The organism is Pseudomonas sp. JS3066, from assembly GCF_036328175.1.
Taxonomy (GTDB): Bacteria; Pseudomonadota; Gammaproteobacteria; order Pseudomonadales; family Pseudomonadaceae; genus Metapseudomonas.
Window position 1 is genome coordinate 6,051,125 of the sequence record NZ_CP143312.1, and the last position, 18,607, is coordinate 6,069,731.

The 18,607-nt window shown below is 64.0% G+C and carries 18 protein-coding genes; 10 read left to right on the plus strand and 8 right to left on the minus strand.

All coding sequences use genetic code 11. The features are described from left to right. A complete protein-coding gene (locus tag SA496_RS28335; RefSeq protein WP_330114816.1) occupies positions 1-705 on the plus strand; it encodes a type 1 glutamine amidotransferase in 705 nt (234 codons plus the stop codon). Positions 706-840: 135 nt separating this feature from the next. On the opposite strand, the gene SA496_RS28340 is transcribed toward SA496_RS28335, so the two are convergent. The 3 genes from SA496_RS28340 to SA496_RS28350 form a co-directional block, all read right to left on the minus strand. Further along, the gene (locus SA496_RS28340; RefSeq protein ID WP_120653401.1) at positions 841-1,635 is read right to left on the minus strand and encodes a carbon-nitrogen hydrolase family protein; all 795 of its coding nucleotides are present in this window, start codon (positions 1,633-1,635) and stop codon (positions 841-843) included. A 14-nt stretch (positions 1,636-1,649) separates the two neighbouring features. Further along, a complete protein-coding gene (locus SA496_RS28345; RefSeq protein ID WP_120653400.1) occupies positions 1,650-3,332 on the minus strand; it encodes a flavin monoamine oxidase family protein in 1,683 nt (560 codons plus the stop codon). 294 nt (positions 3,333-3,626) lie between these two features. Beyond that, entirely contained in the window at positions 3,627-4,094 is a 468-nt protein-coding gene (locus SA496_RS28350) for an Lrp/AsnC family transcriptional regulator (protein WP_120653399.1), read from the minus strand. Between the two features lie 178 nt (positions 4,095-4,272). Here SA496_RS28350 and SA496_RS28355 point away from each other — a divergent pair, with 178 nt between their 5' ends. Further along, positions 4,273-4,725, plus strand: coding sequence for a hypothetical protein (locus SA496_RS28355; RefSeq protein ID WP_330114817.1), 453 nt, complete (start codon positions 4,273-4,275; stop codon positions 4,723-4,725). Here the strand turns inward: SA496_RS28355 and SA496_RS28360 are convergent. Next, on the minus strand, positions 4,722-5,453 hold the full coding sequence (locus SA496_RS28360) for a tellurite resistance TerB family protein (RefSeq protein ID WP_330114818.1): 732 nt from the start codon (positions 5,451-5,453) through the stop codon (positions 4,722-4,724). The genes SA496_RS28355 and SA496_RS28360 overlap by 4 nt on opposite strands. A 223-nt stretch (positions 5,454-5,676) precedes the next feature. On the opposite strand from SA496_RS28360, the gene SA496_RS28365 reads away from it, so the two are divergent. After that, positions 5,677-5,934 carry a DUF2790 domain-containing protein gene (locus SA496_RS28365; RefSeq protein WP_120653396.1) on the plus strand — a complete coding sequence of 86 codons (258 nt, stop codon included), beginning with the start codon at positions 5,677-5,679 and terminating at the stop codon, positions 5,932-5,934. Positions 5,935-5,988: 54 nt separating this feature from the next. On the opposite strand, the gene SA496_RS28370 is transcribed toward SA496_RS28365, so the two are convergent. Beyond that, a complete protein-coding gene (locus tag SA496_RS28370) occupies positions 5,989-6,861 on the minus strand; it encodes an NmrA family NAD(P)-binding protein (RefSeq protein ID WP_330114819.1) in 873 nt (290 codons plus the stop codon). A 136-nt stretch (positions 6,862-6,997) separates the two neighbouring features. On the opposite strand from SA496_RS28370, the gene SA496_RS28375 reads away from it, so the two are divergent. Together SA496_RS28375 and SA496_RS28380 are read left to right on the plus strand one after the other, a co-directional pair. Further along, the gene (locus SA496_RS28375; protein ID WP_330114820.1) at positions 6,998-7,957 is read left to right on the plus strand and encodes an AraC family transcriptional regulator; all 960 of its coding nucleotides are present in this window, start codon (positions 6,998-7,000) and stop codon (positions 7,955-7,957) included. 70 nt (positions 7,958-8,027) lie between these two features. Further along, the gene (locus SA496_RS28380; RefSeq protein ID WP_442965069.1) at positions 8,028-10,166 is read left to right on the plus strand and encodes a TonB-dependent receptor; all 2,139 of its coding nucleotides are present in this window, start codon (positions 8,028-8,030) and stop codon (positions 10,164-10,166) included. A 155-nt stretch (positions 10,167-10,321) separates the two neighbouring features. Here the strand turns inward: SA496_RS28380 and SA496_RS28385 are convergent, their stop codons facing one another. Then, positions 10,322-10,882, minus strand: coding sequence for a tetratricopeptide repeat protein (locus SA496_RS28385; protein WP_330114822.1), 561 nt, complete (start codon positions 10,880-10,882; stop codon positions 10,322-10,324). A gap of 132 nt (positions 10,883-11,014) precedes the next feature. Beyond that, positions 11,015-11,815: a 2,5-didehydrogluconate reductase DkgB gene (dkgB, locus tag SA496_RS28390; protein ID WP_153920393.1), complete on the minus strand. Its 801-nt coding sequence runs from the start codon at positions 11,813-11,815 to the stop codon at positions 11,015-11,017. Positions 11,816-11,934: 119 nt separating this feature from the next. Between dkgB and SA496_RS28395 the strand changes: the two genes are divergently transcribed. From SA496_RS28395 to SA496_RS28410, 4 genes are all read left to right on the plus strand, one after another. Further along, entirely contained in the window at positions 11,935-12,840 is a 906-nt protein-coding gene (locus tag SA496_RS28395) for a LysR family transcriptional regulator (RefSeq protein ID WP_330114823.1), read from the plus strand. 172 nt (positions 12,841-13,012) lie between these two features. Then, entirely contained in the window at positions 13,013-14,302 is a 1,290-nt protein-coding gene (locus SA496_RS28400) for an NAD(P)/FAD-dependent oxidoreductase (RefSeq protein ID WP_120653389.1), read from the plus strand. Positions 14,303-14,381: 79 nt separating this feature from the next. Further along, positions 14,382-14,939, plus strand: a complete 558-nt coding sequence (locus SA496_RS28405; protein ID WP_174235587.1) for a helix-turn-helix domain-containing protein — start codon at positions 14,382-14,384, stop codon at positions 14,937-14,939. 25 nt (positions 14,940-14,964) lie between these two features. Then, positions 14,965-16,317 carry a glutamine synthetase family protein gene (locus SA496_RS28410; RefSeq protein WP_120653387.1) on the plus strand — a complete coding sequence of 451 codons (1,353 nt, stop codon included), beginning with the start codon at positions 14,965-14,967 and terminating at the stop codon, positions 16,315-16,317. A 196-nt stretch (positions 16,318-16,513) separates the two neighbouring features. On the opposite strand, the gene SA496_RS28415 is transcribed toward SA496_RS28410, so the two are convergent. Continuing rightward, complete coding sequence (locus SA496_RS28415) at positions 16,514-17,413, minus strand: LysR family transcriptional regulator (RefSeq protein ID WP_120655297.1); 900 nt, start codon at positions 17,411-17,413, stop codon at positions 16,514-16,516. Between the two features lie 110 nt (positions 17,414-17,523). On the opposite strand from SA496_RS28415, the gene SA496_RS28420 reads away from it, so the two are divergent. After that, positions 17,524-18,606 carry a polyamine ABC transporter substrate-binding protein gene (locus SA496_RS28420; protein ID WP_120653386.1) on the plus strand — a complete coding sequence of 361 codons (1,083 nt, stop codon included), beginning with the start codon at positions 17,524-17,526 and terminating at the stop codon, positions 18,604-18,606. Position 18,607 lies beyond the last annotated feature (1 nt).

The window sequence follows — 18,607 nt, forward strand, 5'->3', positions numbered from 1 at the left end:
ATGCGCGTTGCCATCCTGCAGCATGCCCCCTTCGAAGGCCCTGGCCGCATCCAGCATTGGCTCGACCTGCGCGCCGCGCAGGTTCGGATGTACAGCCTTTACGCCGATGCCCTCCTGCCGAGTCCCGACGACCTCGACCTGCTCATCGTCATGGGAGGGCCCATGAGCGTGCATGACGAAGCGGAGCTTCCCTGGCTGAAGGCCGAGAAGAAACTGATCCGCAAGGCACTCGACGCGGGCAAGCGCGTACTGGGCATCTGCCTCGGTGGCCAGTTGCTGGCCCAGGCCCTGGGCGCGGTAGTGCGCAAGGGCGAGGCGGAGATTGGCTGGTGGCCGATGGAGAAGCACCTCGAGGCGGATCGCACCCCGCTGGGCCGCATGCTGCCCCAGCGGTTGTTGGCAATGCACTGGCACGGTGAGACCTTCGACCTGCCGTCCGGGGCGATTCCCCTCTACGGTTCGGCGGCCTGCGCCAATCAGGGGTTTGTCTGGGAAGAGCGGGCCATTGGCCTGCAATGCCATCTGGAAAGCACGCCGGAAAGCATCGAAGCGATGCTGGAGGCCTGCGCGGCGGATCTTGAGCTTTCAGGTTCCGTGGAAGACGCGTCGGCCATTCGCGACGGCATCCCTCACTGCAGCGCACTGGCGCCGACGCTGTTCCGCCTGCTGGACTACCTGACCGGACCGCATGCCGCGCTGACTTGATCTTTCGCAGGCGTGATCCGCTTTTCCTGTGGGGGCGAATTCATTCGCCAAGCAGGCCGCAGGTCTGCCCTTCGAGATCTCAGGGTAGCTTCGTTACCCCAAGCGAATGAATTCGCCCCGACAGAAGTCTCGGGTTCAGCTCAGCGGGCGATACAACTCCGCCCGCCGATCCCTGAGGTAGGTAAGACTCTCCCGCGAGGCCTCCAGCTTGTCCCGCCTGAGGTCGGCGAAGGCCAGGGTCTCTTCGCGTCCACAAATCGCTGCCTGGCTGCCGTCCGGCGCGCAAACGCTGGAGAGGCCGCAGTAGCGGATTTCTCCCTCGGAACCGCAATAGTTGGCGTAAGCCAGGTAGCACTGACTTTCGAATGCGCGGGTGCGGACCAGCACGTCGCAGACGAAGTCAAACGGCTCCATGTTGGCGGTCGGCACCAGTACCGCATCGGCGCCGGCGAGTGCCAGGCGGCGGACGTTCTCGGGGAACTCCACGTCGTAGCAGATCAGCATGCCCAGCTTCCAGCCGTTCAGTTCCACCAGCGGATAGTCGTCGCCGCCGGCGCTGAACATGCTCCTGTCCAGCTCGCCGAAGAGGTGGGTCTTGCGGTAGTTGCCGAGACGCTGGCCCTGGGCGTCGATCAGTTGCACCGAGTTGAAGATGGCGCCTTCGGCGCTACGTTCCGGGTAGCCGTAGAGGATGGCGATGCCGTGCTCGCGGGCTATCCCGGCTATTCGTCCGGCCCAGGCACCGTCGCAGGGGTCGGCCAGGGCGCTGACCGCTTCCGCGCCAATGTTGTAGCCGCTGAGGTACATCTCCGGCGTAACCAGCAGCTGTGCGCCGCGCCGGGCGGCCTCAGCCGCCCGCAGATGCAGGCGATCGAGGTTGGCCGCCGGATCGCGCGGCAAGGGTGGGCACTGATAGAGGGCGATGCGCATGGACGTCTCCCGACTCAGTCAGGCAGGGCGATGGGGCCGAGCTCAGCGAAGCAGTCACCGGGGCCGGGGTTCTCGGACGGAGTGCTGCCGCCGAAGTGCTTCATGATGCCCCAGACCGCGTTGAGCGAGGTCTGTACCGCACCTTCCACCCAGGCCGGGGTCCAGGACACGTCGTCACCGGCGATGAAGATGCCGCGCTGCTCGGCGGGCATGTCGTCCTGCATGAAGTGGGCGTACATGCGCTGGTTGTAGCGATAGTGGCCCGGCAGCGCGCCTTTGAAGGCACCGAGGAAGTGCGGGTCCGATTCCCAGGAAATGGTAATTGGATCGCCGATGATGTGGCCGGCGATATCCACGTCCGGGTAGATCTTCTTCAGCGCATCCAGGGCCAGCTTCACGCGCTTCTCCACCGGGTGCGGCAGCATCTTCAGCGCGTCGCTCATCCAGGAGTAGGACAGGCAGATCACGCCGGGCTTGTCGTCGCCGTTGTCGAACAGGTAAGTGCCGCGGGTCAGGCGGTCGGTGAGGGTCATGCTCAGGGTGTCGCGGCCGGTTTCCGGATTCTTGTCCTTCCAGAACGGGCGATCGACCATCACGAAGGTCTTGGAGGACTGCATGTAGCGCGTGCGGTCCAGGGCCATCCACATCTTCTGCGAGAACAACGATTCTTCGCACTCGATCTGGGTGGTCAGCAGCCAGCTCTGGCAGGTGGCGAGCACCGCCGCGAAGTGACGGGTATCGCCCCAGTTGTCGGTCACCGCAAGACGACCATCGGCGGCGCGGGCGATGCGTTTCACACCAGGACGCGGTGCGCCGTTGTGCAGGGACGCCAGGCTGGTACCAGCCGGCCAGTGCACGCACTTCTCCGGGACATGGCGCCAGATGCCCATGGGCACTTGCTGCACGCCGCCAACGATCAGGTGCTGGTTGTCGTCGCAGGCGGTCATCACCACGCGGAAGATTTCCAGCATCGAGTTGGGGAAGTCGGAGTCCCAGCCGCCGGTGCCGAATCCTACCTGGCCGAACACTTCGCGGTGGTGGAAGGACAGCTTGGCGAAGGCCTTGGAGCTGGCCACGAAGTCATAGAAAGTGCGGTCGTCCCACAGTGGCACCAGGGTGTCCCACAGTTCTTTCAGGCGTTTTACATCGCGGTCGCGGATGGCCTGCTGGATGTCGCCGAAGCGGGCGCCGTCTTCCAGGGCATCAGCCCAGGCGTCGGCCACTTCCTGGAAGAGCGCCGGCAGGTCGGCCATCTTCTCCGCGTAGTAAGTCTTGCCCTCGATATCGATCACCGTGCTGCCCGAGGCCGGGGTCAGCGGGTTGGGGAAGGGCTGGGTCTTGAGACCGAGCATGTCGACGTAGTGGTAGAAGGCAGTGGATGAGGCCGGGAAGCGCATGCCGCCCAGTTCCGCGATGATGCCGTCAGTGCCTTCGAAGGTCTGCGAACGCAGGCGTCCACCCATCTTGGAGGCTTCATAAACCACGGGCTTCAGGCCCAGCTTCATCAACTCGTAGGCCGCCACCAGGCCGGCGATGCCGGCTCCGACAATGGCCACCTCGGCCCCATGCTGTTCAGCCGGAATGCTGCCCAGTCCCGCTGGATGCTCGATCCAGTCATCGAAGGCGAAGGGGAAGTCCGGGCCGAAGATGGTGATGGGTTTCTTGCCGTCGGCAGGGTGGCGATCGTTCTTGTTCATGATGGACCTTGAAGGCTTGTGGAAGAGCGGCCCGGAGGCGCGGTGGAGCCATTCTAGGGAGCGTCGATTTCGTCCATAAGACGCAGAGTGTCGTCATTTGGTAGTCATTCAATACGATATGACGATCATATTGCGCTAAACGACGAACATGCTTGCGTGCGCTTTCCATCAGCGTAGTCAGTGGAGGGAGCGAGGTTCGTAGGTTGGTTCGAGCTACGCGAGGCCCAACAGGCGGAGGCAGACGGCCAATCGTAGGGTTTCGCTGCACTCTGGCGGGATGCCGCGCGCGCCAACCTAGGTGCTGGCGGGCGCCAACGGCTGGCCGCGATCGATCTTGCAACTGAGGATGATCGAGGTCGTGGTCTTCTCCACCCCGTCGACGCTGCCGATCAGGTCCAGCAGTTCATCGAGGCGCTCGGGGGAATCGGCGCGCAACCAGGCGACGTAGTCGAACTCGCCGCTCACTGCGCAGAGCACCTGCACCTCTGCCATTCCCGTCAGGCGCCGCAACACGTCCTTGCCGCTACGAGGCTTCACGGTGATCCCCACGTAGGCTTGCAGGCCACCATCGGCCACTCGCTGGCCCAGGCGCACGCCGTAGCCGGTGATTATCCGCGCCTTTTCCAGGCGGGCCAGGCGCGAGGTCACCGTAGTGCGCGCGATACCCAGGCGTCGCGCCAGCATGGCCACACTTTCGCGGGCGTTGATCTGCAGGGCGGCGATCAGCTGGCGGTCGATTTCGTCGAGGGACAGGTCGGACATGGACGGGCTCGGTCGGTGGCGTGCTTGGAGGTTAGCGGGTGCGCAAGGCTACCTGAAGCCGGCATGCGACGCCCACTGGTCGGCACCCCTGTCGCAGTGCCTGGTACCGACCCAGACTGAACGGAACACGACCGGCGTTACACCGGCCCCACCCACATCCTTCGGGAGCCTCGTCACCATGAGTCCCTTCTCCCCTTGTCGCTGGACCTTGCTCGCCGCATTCATCTGCCTGCCGGCTATCGCCGAAACCGTGGTGCCCCTGCAGGGGCAGACCCAGCAGCAGATCCAGCAGGACGTCGCCAACTGTCAGGCCCAGGCCGGCAGCGCCGCTCCTCCCGCCGACACCAACCCAAGCGGCGGTCGTGTCCGGGGTGCCGCCACGGGGGCGATGGCCGGTGCCGTCGTTGGCCAGGCGCGCAGCAACGACTACGACCGTATCGATGACGATCTGCAGCAGGAGTACCGGCAAGAGAAAGCCAAGGACGCCGCCGTGGCCGGTGCCGTAGTCGGCGGCTCGCGCCAACGCCAGGAGCGTCGGCAGAACCGCCGCACCAACGAGCAGGCTAGCAGCACGGCGTCGTCGGCCTATATGAGCTGCCTGCAGCAGCGTGGCTATCAGGTTACGCCTTAGGCATTGCCCCGCGCCTGTTGCTCCAGATGCGCCTGCAGGTCCGGATCGAGTTTCAGCTGATAGGCCAGTTCGTCCAGGTAGCTGCGTTCCGCAGCCTGCTGGTCATCCACCAGCATCACGCTGGCCAGGTACATCTCGGCGGCCATGCCAGGGTCCGTGGCGGACTGCGCCACGTCGGCTGCATCCAGCGGGCTGCGCACTTCCTGGTCCAGCCACTCCTGCAATTGCGGGTCGTCGGTATGCCGGGAAATCTCCGCGTAGATGGTCTGTTTTTCCTGCTCGTCGATGCGCCCGTCCGCCTTGGCCGCGGCGATCAATGCGCGAAGGATGGCCAGGCTGTGGTCATCGGCTTCGGCGCCGGAAAGCTGGTCCACCGTGCTGATTGCCTGCTGGGGGGCGGAAGACTGCTGGCGCTGCCAGGACTGATACGCCTGAAAGGCCATCATGCCCAGGGAGGCCAGCGCAGCGTAGTTCATTCCGCCGGCACGCCCGCCACCACTCCCCATCGAGCCACCACCTATGGATGCACCGCCCTGGCCACCGCCAAGGATGCCGCCGAGCAAGCCTCCCAGTCCGGCATTGGCGCCGCCGCCACCTCCCATGAGACCGCCCAACAGACCGCCGAGTCCGCCCAGAGGGTCCTGCGACGACATTCCTGCTTCGCCCCGTTGCGCTGCCCCGGCCTGGCCGGACCGCAGTAGTTGTTCGAGCAGATCACTGGTGTTCATGGCCGGGACCTCTCCTGCTGGCCGTTTGCCGGTCAGGGAACGATAGACCCCGTCGTAAGCGGGGGCATGACCGTCGGGCGGCGAAGATTGTTGCGCGCCGCGGAAAAGCGCTTTCAGCAAAGGCGTCTTTTTCCTGCGCCTTGCCTGGAGTCGAATTGGCACATGGGCCGAGCACGCATCGGCAACGATGTCAGGGCCTTCCAGTCAAATCAGGAGAACCACCATGAACCGTGCAATCGCCACCAGTACCACCTTGCTGCTCGCTTTCCTGGCCAGCGGCAGTGTCTTCGCCGCGAAATCCGCTGAATCCGTGCCCTACAGCTACGGCATGCCGCTGGACGTCGCCCGTGTCATCTCCATAGACGAGCCCAACTCACTGACCTGCGAGACCATCCAGGCGAAGATGACCTACGTCGATTCCCAGGGCGAAGAGAAATCCGTGACCTACCTGAAGGAGTCCAGCGCCTGCGCCAACAGCTGACGCAGGCGTGCAGGTCGCCAAGGGCTGCGCAGCTGAGCATCGCCCCAGGGTGACTTAAACCACCATCTCCGCCACGAACGCCTCGAATGACGTCGCCGTGGTGTTTCCAGGACGCCGTCCTTCCAGGGACTTCACCCGCCGCTCGTTGATGCCCTGGGCCAGCTCCGCATAGAGCCCGGCGATGTCTGCCGAGAACCCCGCTTCCTGCAGCATCCCCGCCATTTCGCCATAGGGCAGTTGCACATAGGGCAGGTCCGGCCGACCCAGGTGCTCGCCCAGGATGCGCGTGGCCTCGCCATAACTGATGTCCCGCTGTCCCAGCAGTTCGCGCACCTGTACTCCGTGCCAATCGCGGTCGAGCAGCGCGGCGAGGGCTGCATCGGCGATGTCCTGCGAGGCGATCATCGGCACCGGCACGTCCGCGTCCACGCCGTCGGCCACCAGGCCGTGCTGCTCGATCATGTACAGCGCCGGCAGCAGGTTCTCGAAAAAGGCACCCGCCCGAAGGATCAGCACATCGACGCTCGACACCGCGCGCAGGCGCACTTCCTGCTCATGTATGCTGGCAATCGGACCGTTGCCCGAAGCCAGCTCCGCGCCGACGCTCGATAGCGCCACCACGCGGCGGACGCCGCTGTTGCGTATCGCCTTCACGATGGCTTCACCCACATCTGCCTGCTGCGCCATGTAATCGGCCACCGACGGGTCGTAGGGCAGCAAGGTGTAGACCACGTCGGCGCCATGAAAGGCCTTGGTCAGGTAAGCCGCATCGTTCGGCTCACCGGCCATCACTTCGGCCCCGGCATCCTTCAGCTCGGCCAGGCGTTCAGCCGAACGTCCCAGTGCGCGAACCGGATGACCCGCTTTCAGCAGTTGCCAGGCGATGCGTTTGCCCGTGTGCCCGGTGGCACCCATTACCGTGATCATCTCGTCCTCCTGGTCGCGCTTGTCTGTCCGGCACATGCCTGAGCGCTTGAGATCAAGTCTCAGCCGAGAGCATTGGACGAACAATGATCACGGGTCGATGATTCATGATCAATCGTCCAGAGATGAGCAAGCCACCATGGACCCGAACACCCCCTGGCAATCCCACGATCCCCTGGGTGAAGCACTGCACCTGCTGCGCATGAGCGGGACGCTCTATTGCGCATCTGAGTTCACCGCGCCCTGGGGGCTGGGGCTGCCGTCGATGGAGGACTGCCTGATGTTCCATGTGGTGACATCCGGCGAATGCTGGCTCGAAGTGGGCGGGCACGAACCGCTGCTACTGTGCGCGGGCGACCTGGCGCTGGTGCCCCATGGTCAGGGCCATAGCCTGCTGAGCGGGAGGAACGTGGCGGCGGTGCCGTTGTTCGATCTGCCGCGAGAGTGCCTGAGCGACCGCTACGAGATCATTCGCCATGGCGGCGGCGGCGCTCCGGTTAGCCTGGTCTGCGGGGCAGTGCGCTTCGACCATCCGGTGGCGCGGCAACTGGTACGCCTGCTTCCGCCGTTGTTGCACGTGGAGGCGACCAGCGCCGAACACGCCGACTGGCTGCAGGGTACCTTGCGCTTCATGCGCGACGAGGCACGAGCCATGCGCCCGGGTGGCGAGACGGTGGTAACGCGGCTGGCCGACATCCTGGTGATCCAGGCCATTCGTGCCTGGATCGAGCGCGACCCTGCGGCCCAAACCGGCTGGCTTGGTGCCTTGCAGGACCGCCAGATCGGTCGCGCCATCGGCCTGATTCACCGTGACCCGGCGCGAGACTGGAGTCTCGTGTCCCTGGCCGAAGTCGCTGCCATGTCGCGCTCCGCCTTCGCCGCACGCTTCACCGCCCTGGTGGGCGAACCGGCCATGCAATACCTGACCCGCTGGCGCATGAACCTTGCGCTGGGCTGGTTGCAGGAAGGGGACGTGTCAATCGCGGCCCTGGCCGAGCGCCTGGGCTATCAGTCGGAAGCTGCCTTCAGTCGCGCCTTCAAGCGCTGCCATGGCATGGCGCCCGGTGCTGCAAGGAATGCCACGAAAATCAATCGATAAAACTCACCATCTGCGAATTATTTACATTTGATTTGCAAATGCTAATTGTTACCATTTGTTCTTTTTCACAATGACTAAGGAACTCTTGGTGGCTAGGAAGCGTATTGCCCCGGCATCTCTGCCGATGCTGGGCCTGCTGGTAATTCCCGCTGTCCAGGCTGAAACCGGGGAGGCGCTGGCCATTCCGGCGACCTCGGTGACCAGTGCCTACGAGCAGCAAAGCTACAAGGCCACCGAGAGCCGAAGCGGGCTGAAGATCGACGCGCCACTGCGTGACATTCCCCAGACCGTCAACGTGGTGCCTGAGAGCGTGATCAAGGACCAGGGCGCCCAGTCCATGGAAGACGTGCTGAAGAACGTCCCCGGCATTGGTCTTTCCAACGGTGATGGCCAGCGCGACCAGGTCACCATCCGCGGATTCAGCGCCATTGGCGATATGTTCGTAGACGGCATCCGTGATGACGCGCTGTACTTCCGCGACCTCTCCAACGTCGAACGCGTCGAGGTCATCAAGGGCCCGGCTGCCGTGCTTTACGGGCGTGGTTCTTCCGGTGGCCTGATCAACAGCGTGAGCAAGAAGCCCGGTTTTGATCCCAAGCGGGAGCTGGGTGTCAGCTTCGACAGTGAAGGCAAGCGTCGCACCCAGTTCGATGCCGGCTGGGGCGACCAGCAGCAGCGCGACAAGGCGTTCCGCGTCACCGGTGCGTTCGAAGACAGCGACACCTTCCGCGATGACGGCTACATCGACCGCAAGGCGATTGCGCCGTCCGCTTTCTTCAAGCTGTCCGATGACCTAGAGCTCAACCTGGGCGCCACCTACCTCTACGACAAGCGCTTGATCGATTTCGGTATCCCCGCGCTTGGCGATCGCCCGGTACACGTCGACCGCGAGAAGCGCTTCGGCTCCGGTGACGCGGACCAGGACTACGCCCGCAGTGAAGTGTTCTCCTTCACTGCCGGCCTGGACTACCGCATCAACGACGAGCTGACGTTGAGCAACACCACCCGCTACTACCACTACGACCTGGACCGCAACAACACCCTGGCCGACAGCAGTCCGACCCGTTTCGTCACCGCCCCCAACGGCGAGCTGCTGGTGAAACTGAACCGTGGAAACGTGGCGCGTGATGAGTACGGTGTGTTCAACCAGACCGAACTGAAGCAGCAGGCCCAACTGGCCGGAATGCAGCACAGCCTGCTCTACGGTGTGGAGCTGGGCCACCAGGACAAGTACCAGCGCGTATTCAGCCAGAACAACGTGGCGCAGGTTCCGGTCTACCGTGACGCCCTGGTTCCGGTACCGGAGCGCGCCAGCAACCTGTCTTCCAAGGGCACCAACTTCCAGGACACTGCCGGCTTCTACGTGCAGGACCTGATCGAGCTGACTTCGCAGTGGAAGGCGCTGCTCGGCGTACGCTACGACATCTTTGGCCAGGAATATGATGATGATCGCCTGGCCAACGTCGACCTGGACCGTACCGACAAGACCTGGAGCCCGCGTGCCGGCCTTGTGTTCCAGCCGGATCAGATCCAGTCCTACTACGCCTCGGTGAGCCGTGGTTATCAGCCGTCGGGCGAAGTGTTTGCCCTGGCGCCGAGCAACCAGCACCTGGAGCCTGAAGAAACCACCAACTACGAGGTGGGCGCCAAGTGGGACCTGCTCGACAACCGCCTCTCGGTCACCGCAGCGGTGTTCCGCCTCGAGCGCACCAACATGAAAACCACCGACCCGACCACCAACCTGACGGTGCTTGCCGGTGAGCAGCGCACCGATGGTTTCGAAGCCACCTTCAGCGGCCAGATCACCGAGAAGTGGAATGTCTACGGCGGCTACGCTTACCTGGACGCGGAGATCACCAAGTCCACCAACAAGACCAACGGCGTGCCCAACGAAGGCCAGGTACCGACCCTGACGCCGCGCAACAGCGCCAACCTCTGGGTGGTGCGCTCGCTGACCCCGGAATGGCGTCTCGGCATGGGCGCCAACTACGTGGATGACCGCTACACCGCACTGGACAACAAGGTCGTGATGCCCAGCTACACGACCTTCGATGCGGCGCTGCTCTACAACCTGCCGCAGTGGGACATGGCGCTGCGTCTGCACAACGTGTTCGACCGCGACTACTACGCCTCGGCCCATGGCTCGGTGGACCTGATCACCCCCGGCGCACCTCGTACCCTGGAGGTCAGCGCCAACTACCGGTTCTGATCGCGCAGTGAATGAAAGCGCCCGGCTAATGCCGGGCGTTTTTGCTTGTGGGGACGCAGGTTGGCTCGGTGCCAATCCCTTTCGCGAATGAATTCGCTCCTACAGGGCAGGTCTTCGACCTGCTTGGCGATTGAAATCGCCCCTACAAGATCGACTCAATTCGCTTGCAGCTTCTTCAACGCTTCGCAGCTCGGTGGGTACTGTTTGTCGCACGCGCTCTGGAATAGCGCGCGGGCCTGGTTGGGGTCCTGTCTCAGACCTTCGGCGCCCTGGGCGTACATGCTGCCCAGCACGTGCTGCGCCATGGCATTGCCGGCGGCAGAGGCCTGGCTGAGGTACTTGTGCATGGCACGTTGATCGGCGAAGGCGGGGTCGGCGCGTCCGGTGTAGAGAAAGGCGAGGCTGAAGGCCGACTGGGAATGCCCCTTGTCGGCCGCTTGCTTCCACCAGTACTCGGCCTGCTTGAGGTCCTTCTGCGGCTTGCCGACGAAGAACAGGCTGCCGAGCTGGTACTGCGCGTCAGGGTCACCACGTCCGGCCTGTTGCTTGAGCCTTTCGAATTCGCTGGCCTGTTGGTCCTGCGGCGGGGTGGCTGGTGCCTGCGGCTGGCCGGCTGGCGGCGTGGCGGGTGGTTGCTGCTGTTGCTGGGTGCATGCACCCAGCAGGGCCAGTGCGGCGATGCAGACGAGTCGCGGCAAGGCGCGTTGGATGGACATGGGTGGAGTTCTCCCTGGCAGATCAGGGAGGAGGGTAGTTGCATCCGGCGGCCCCGTCACTCGCCCGTTTGCCTGGATGGTGGGAGCGAATTCATTCGCGAAAGGCCCGCGCAGCGGCCCTCGCCGTCTCGCTCAATCCCAGTTCGGGGCGAAGTCCGGCGCGGCCAGACGCTCGCCGCGATCCAGTGTCGCGATCGCCGCCATTTCAGTTTCGGTCAGCACAAGCTCCTGGGCCCGCAGGTTGCTGGCCAGGTTATCGCGGCGGGTGGAGGAGGGAATCACCGCGAAGCCCTGCTGCAGCAGCCAGGCCAGGGCGACCTGGGCCGGTGTGGCGTCGTGGGCGGTGGCGATGCCCCGGATCACCGGGTCGTGCATGACCTTGCCGTAGGCCAGCGGCATGTAGGCGGTGAGGTGGATACCCTGGCTGCGGGCGAACTCCACGACCTTGCGGTTCTGCAGGAAGGGATGGATTTCCACCTGGTTGGTGGCGATAGCTTCCTTGCCAACTGCGTCGATAGCCTGCTGCATGTGCGAGAGGGTGAAGTTGGAGATGCCGATCTGCCGCGTCAGGCCGCGTGCCCTGGCTTCGGCCAGGGCGCCCATGTACTCGGCCACCGGAATGGCATCGGCGGGGCTGGGCCAGTGGATCAGCGCCAGGTCCAGCCGCTCCAGGCGCAGCTTGGCCAGGCTCTCTTCCAGGCTGGGGATCAAACGGGCGGCGGTGAGGTTCTCCGTCCAGACCTTGGTGGTGACGAACAATTCGTCACGCGGCACACCGCTTTCGGCGATGGCCAGGCCAACGTCGGTTTCGTTGCCATAGATCTGTGCGGTGTCGATGTGGCGGTAGCCCAGTTCCAGTCCATTGCTGACCGAATCGATCACCTGCTGTTCCTTGAGGCGGAACGTGCCGAGGCCGAGTGCGGGAATGCTCATGAGGAATCTCCAGTTCAGTCGAACATGCCCGAGAAAGGGCGGATGGCGCACAGTGTCGCCGCTCGACTCATGCGAAAAAACCGAGTATCAAGCCAAAGATATTTGCTTGGGAGTCACGAATGAAAACTACCCTGGACGAGCTGCAAGCCTTTGCCACCGTGGTCGATACCGGCTCGATCACCGCCGCCGCCGAGCAACTGGCGCAGACCGCCTCGGGCGTAAGTCGCGCCCTGAGCCGGTTGGAGGAAAAGCTCGATGTCACGCTGCTGCGCCGCACCACGCGGCGCCTGGAACTGACGGAGGAAGGCGAGGCGTTCCTGTGCCAGGCGCGGCGCATTCTCGCCCAGGTGGAGGAGGCCGAAGAGCAGATGGCCCTGCGCCGGCAGAAGCCAGCGGGACGGCTGCGGGTCAATGCCGCTTCGCCATTCATGCTGCATGTGCTGGTGCCGCTGGTTGCGGGTTTTCGTGAGCGCTACCCGGAGATCGAACTGGAACTACACAGCAGCGACCAGATCATCGACCTGATCGAGCATCGCACTGATATCGCCATTCGCATCGGTACCCTGCGCGATTCCACCCTCCACGCCCGCCCACTTGGCAGCAGCCGCATCCGTGTGCTGGCCAGCCCCGCCTACCTCAAGGCTCATGGCACGCCGAAGGATGTCGAAGCGTTGCAGCAGCGCAGTCTGATCGGTTTCACCCAGCCGGAAACCCTCAACCTCTGGCCCCTGCGCAACACCTTGGGTGACGAGTTGCCGATCGAGCCTGCGATCAAGGCTTCCAGCGGCGAAACGCTACGCCAGTTGGCCCTGTCCGGTGCCGGCATCGTGTGTCTCTCCGATTTCATGACCCAGGCCGACCGCGCGGACGGCAGCCTGGTGCAGGTGCTGGTACGCGAGACGTTGGAAGTGCGCCAGCCGATCAATGCCGTCTACTACCGCAATACCGCGCTGGCCTCTCGCATCACCTGCTTTCTCGATTACGTAGCGGAGTGCCTGAAGGCGCAGGTGTGGACGCAGCAGTAGGCTGAATCATGCACGTCTGTCCGTAATTTCAATCACCTCTACCCTGAGATAGCTGTTATTTGTGCGGCTTCTCGGATCTTGTGTTGTTTATTTCAAACAAATTGCTTGGCTGAGTGAATATTTTTCTGTAGATTTTCATGAAATCTACAGATAAAAATTTCACGAGGCACCCATGTTCAAGCAGTCCGCCCAGCATGTCGGCACCTACTACGCCCGCACCTACCCAGGCAGCATTCCCCTGCGTCCGAGCCAGGCCGGTAGCGAGGAGACCGATGTCCTGATCATCGGGGCCGGTTTCAGCGGGCTGCATACCGCCCTGCGTCTTGCCGAGGCCGGCAAGCGCGTAACCCTGCTGGAAGCCAGCCGCGTGGCCTGGGCGGCCTCCGGGCGCAATGGCGGGCAGGCATTGCTGGGCTGGTCCTGCGATATGCCGCCGCTGGAAAAGGCACTGGGTCTGGAGCGTACCCGTCGGTTGTGGGACAGCATGCGCTGGGCCGCAGGCGAGATGCGTGAGCTGCCGGTCCGCCACGGGTTCGATGTGGATTACCGCGTCGGCAGCCTCTGGACCGCCGTGATGGAACGTCGGGTGAAACTCCTCGAAGAGGCCCAGGAAGACGCCATCCATAAATGGGGCTACGACCGGATGCGCCTGATCCGCCGCGACGAACTGTCCGAGTGGATCGACAGCCCGCGTTACCAGGCGGCGCTGTACGACCCGGAAGCTGCCCACCTCAATCCACTCAAGTTGGCCCAGGGCCTGGCCGCCGCCATCGAAGCCCGCGGCGGGCGCATCTATGAGCAGAGCCGGGTGCTGGAATACCGTGAAACGCCTTCCGGCTATGTGGCCCGTACCGCGCAGGGCGAAGTGCGCGGAAGCATCCTGGTGATGGCCTGCAACGCCTACGTCGACCGCCTCGACCGCCAGCTTTCCAGCCGCCTGCTGCCGGTAGGTTCCTACCAGGTGGCGACCGCGCCGCTGGACCCGGAACTGGCGCGCTCGCTGCTGCCGAAGAACAGTTGCGCGATCGACAACCAGTTCGTGCCTGACTACTTCCGCCTTACCCCTGACCACCGACTGTTGTTCGGCGGCGGCTGCACCTACCTGGGCGGCCTGCCCAAGGATGTGCCGGCGGCCACGCGTCCATATCTGGAGCGCGTATTCCCGCAGCTCAAGGGCGTGGAAATCGAATTCGGCTGGGGCGGCCACATCGACGTCAGCATGAAGCGCACCCCGGACATCGGTCGCGAAGGCTCGCGCTATTGGCTGCAGGGCTTCTCCGGTCACGGAATCCTGCCGACCCTGGCCGGCGCCAAGGCGGTGAGCGACGCCATCCTCGGCAATGACGACCTGATCGACCTCTACCAGGCCATCGGCAACCCGCGCTTTCCGGGCGGCTCGCTGCTGGCCGCGCCGCTGGAAGCGGCCGGCAAGGCCTATTACCGGCTGCGCGATGTAATTTAAGTGCTCTGTGCGGGGGACGATGCCCTCTCCCCCGGCCCCTCTCCCACCCGCGGGAGAGGGGGGACTCAAGGAGACACCATTGGACAAGCAAGACGAAATCGAAAGCCTCGCGATCCTGATTCGTGACCTGCGCAAGCACAAGAACGTGACCCTGGGGGACCTCGCCACGCGCATCGATCGCTCGGTGGGGTTCCTTTCCCAGGTGGAGCGTGGGCTGTCGCGCCCGACAGTTGCCGACCTTACCGCCATCAGCGAAGCGCTGGGCGTGCCCACGACTTACTTCTACAACCTGAGCAAGCCACGCGAGACGCCCTGGGTCACCCGCCCGGGCGAACGTCGCACGCTTTATTACGCCGGTGGCATTACCGACGTGCTGGCCTCGCCCACCATGTCCGGCGGCTTTTCCATGCTGGAGAGTCACCTGGCACCCGGTGCCACCAGCGGCGAGGGTCACCTGGACGACAGTTCCGAGCAGGGCGGTTTCGTCCTCGAAGGGGAGCTGACGGTCTGGTACGACGATGACACCAAGCCCGTGACCCTTTACCCCAACGACAGCTTCCAGCTGCCGCCCCATGCCCAGTTCCGCTACGCCAATCTTTCCGACAAACCGACGCGAGTCTTGTGGGTCTTCACCTGAAGCCCCCGCTCGCAGGACAGCAGTGATGACAACAACAAACCAGTACCCCGACCTGCTCAGCGAAGTGCGCGCCTTCCGTGCCCAGTACCCGGAGGTCCGCTATATCGACCTGATCTGCCTGGACATTCCCGGCCACTTCTACGGCAAGCGCTACCCCGTGGAAATGGTGGAGAAAGTTGCCGCTGGCAGCCCGCTCAAGGTGCCGCAGAACTGCGTTCTGCTGGGCACCCAGGGTGGGCTCTACCCGATTGGCGACTACTGTTTCGCAGACGGCGACCCGGACGCACCGCGTCGCCTGGTGCCCGGCACGCTGAAGCCAGTGCGCTGGGAAAAGGAGCCGCTGGGGCAGATGCTCATCACTTCCGACGGTACTGAGGCCCCCATCGAGTTCGAACCGCGCGAGGTGCTGGCGCGGGTACTGCAGCGACTGGAAAAGCGCGGAATCCGCCCGGTGGTGGCTTTCGAACTGGAGTTCTACCTGTTCGATCGCAAGCTCCAGGACGGTCTGCCGCAATTCCCCCGCGATCCGCTCTGCGAGGACGAGGACGACCAGCCGAACATGCACATCGAGCGCCTGTCGCGTTTCTCTAGCGTGCTGCATGAGATGGTCGACGCCGCCAACGAGCAAGGCGTTGCCGCCAACGTCATCACCGCCGAACTCGGCCCGGGCCAGTTCGAAATCAACTTCGGCCATTGCGATGACGGTCTCAAGGCCGCCGATTGGGCCGCTCTCTTCTGCCGCAGTACCCGTGGTGTTGCGCTCAAGCATGGCCAGCGCGCCAGCTTCATGAGCAAGCCCTACCTGAATGCACCGGGCAGCGGCATGCACGTGCATGTGAGCCTCTACGACCGGGACGGCAACAACCTGCTCGCCGCCAACGACCAGCGCCCGCTGCGCCACGCCGTGGCCGGTTGCCTCGACCTGCTGCCGCACTGCATGCCGATCTTCGCTGCCAACCACAACGCCTTCCGCCGCTACGGTGCCATGGTCAATGCCGCCAGCCGCGCCAGCTGGGGCTTCGAGGACCGCGATGCGTGCATCCGCATCCCCGAATCCGACGGCCGAAACCTGCGCATCGAACACCGCCTGGCCGGTGCCGACGCCAACCCCTACCTGGTGCTGGCCGCCATCCTCTCCGGCATGGAACACGGCCTGGATGCCGCCCGCGAGCCGATCGCGCCGCTCAACGAAGACCGCGAAAGCGGCATCGACTTCCCCAAGGACATGCTCACCGCCGTCGCCGCCATGCGCAGCCACCCTGCGGTAAACGAAGGCCTGGGCAGCGAGTTCGTGATGGTTTACTGCGAGAACAAACGCCAGGAGTACCTGGACTTCATGAACGAGGTCAGCGCGCGGGAATATCGCTGGTATATGTGATCGCCTGGGTCCTTTTGCCAGCCGATCTGGACGAGAGTGGTCCGAGAGCCACCCCTCGCCTTCCGGGAGAACGGGCGGGGGAAAGGGCGTTCACCGGCCTGCTCGGTGCTCGCCCGTTTCGCGAATGAATTCGCTCCTACAAGGGCAGGGCCGCGCCCTGCCTTGCGAATGAATTCACCCCCACAAGCGCTCGCTCCTACACATCCCCGAACGCCTCGACCAGATCCTCCACGAACGCCACCTGCGCTTCGCTAGGCTGGCGGCCGCGATGGCTGCTGAGGTGGAACTGCACACGGTAGCCAGTCTGCTCCGGCAGCAACGCCCTGAGTTGCCCGTTAGCCTCCCACGGCGCGGCGATGTGTTCTGGCAGGTAGCCGATATGTGCGCCTGACAGGATGAACGCCAGGCTGCACTCCACCTGTTCGGTGCGCGCACTGCTCGGGCCGCTCTGGAAGGGCTGCCGCGCTTCTTCAAAACGGTACGGGTGATGCACCAGGTCGCAGTCGGCCAAGTCGTCGAGACTGACCTGCCCACGTCCAAACAGCGGGTGCCCGACACCACAGAACAACCGTTGCTGCTCGCTGAACAGCGGCTGGTAGTCCAGCGCCGCCTGGGTGCCCGAGAAGTAGCCGATCGCCAGGTGCAACTGGTCTTGTAGCAGGCGCCGCTCCAGCTCGGCCGGCATGGCACTGATCAGCTCGAACTGCACGGCCTGGTTGCGCTGACGGAAGCGCCCGATGGCATCTCCCAGGTGTTGTAGCACCTGGCTGTCGAGGGCTTCGGATAGACCGATGCGCAGCTCGCCCAGAAGCAGGCCGGACATGCCCCGCGCCTCTCCCTTGAAAGTCTCGATGGCGCCGAACAGCTTGCGCGTGGCAGCGAGCACCTGCTCGCCCTTGGGGGTCAGGCGAAAGCCCGCCTTGCCGCGTTCGCAAAGACGAAAGCCCAGTCGTGTCTCCAACTTGGCCATTTGCGTGCTGATGGTGGACTGGCCGATACCCAGTTCGCCTTGGGCGGCGCTGAAGCCGCCGCTTTCCACCACCGTGACGAAGATGCGCAGCAGTTGCAGGTCGAGGTCATGGAGCTGGCTGAGCATGGCGGCACCAAACATTGATGGGTGTAGATGCCAAAGTAGAACACTTCATATTTATCCAAAGCAAAGCCCGGCGCAGCATGGCCCCACCTGCAATCCCCCAGGAGCCCATCATGCGTTGTCCCTTGTTGCTTGCCGCCCTGTTCGCCTGTGCCTTGCCGGTGCATGCCGAAGACAAGACGCTGAACCTCTACAGCTGGTCTGCCTACATTCCGGAAAAGGCCCTGCAAGGCTTCAAGGACGAAAGCGGCATCGACGTCAAATACGACATCTTCGACAGTGCGGAAGCCCTCGACGCCAAGCTGCTGACCGGTGGCAGCGGCTACGATGTGGTCTTCCCCGCCAGCAGCGGCCTGGCCCGTGCCATCCAGGCCAAGGCCGTGCAGCCGGTACAGCGCGAACAGCTGAAGAACTTCGCCAACCTCGACCCCGAGCTGCTGGCCAAACTGGCCGCCGTCGATCCGGATAATCGCTTCGGCGTGCCCTACACCTGGGGCACCGTGGGGTTGGGCATCAACAAGGAAGCGGTGGAAAAGCGCATTCCTGATGCGCCAGTGAACAGCCTCGACCTGCTGTTCAAGCCCGAGTACGCCAGCCGGTTGAACGACTGCGGCATCGCCGTGATCGACTCACCGCAGGAAGTGATCAGCATCGCCCTGCATTACCTCGGCAAGGCCCCCTACAGTACCGACAAGGCTGACCTGAAAGCCGTCCAGGAGCTGTTCGCGCAGTTGCAGCCCAACGTGCGCTACGTCGGCTCCGGCAAGCACATCAACGACCTGGCCAAAGGCGAGATCTGCCTGGCACTGACCTACAACGGCGATGCCGCCATCGCCGCCGACCAGGCGCGGCAGGCGCAGATGCCCTTCGAGGTGATCTACCGCATCCCCCGTGAAGGCACGCTGATCTGGTTCGACACCATGGTCATCCCGGTCGACGCACCGCACCCCGAGGCCGCCCACGCCTTCATCGACTACATGCTGCGTCCCGAAGCCATCGCCGAACTGACCAACAGCCAGTTCTTCGCCAACGCCAACCAGGCTGCCAATCCGCTGCTTACACCGGAGGTGGCCGGCGACCCGGACATCTACCCGAGCAAGGATGTGCGTGATCGCCTGTTCGGCGAGCAGATCCAGTCGCTCAAGGACCAGCGCGCCCGCACCCGCCTTTGGACTTCGTTCCGCACTCAGTACTGAG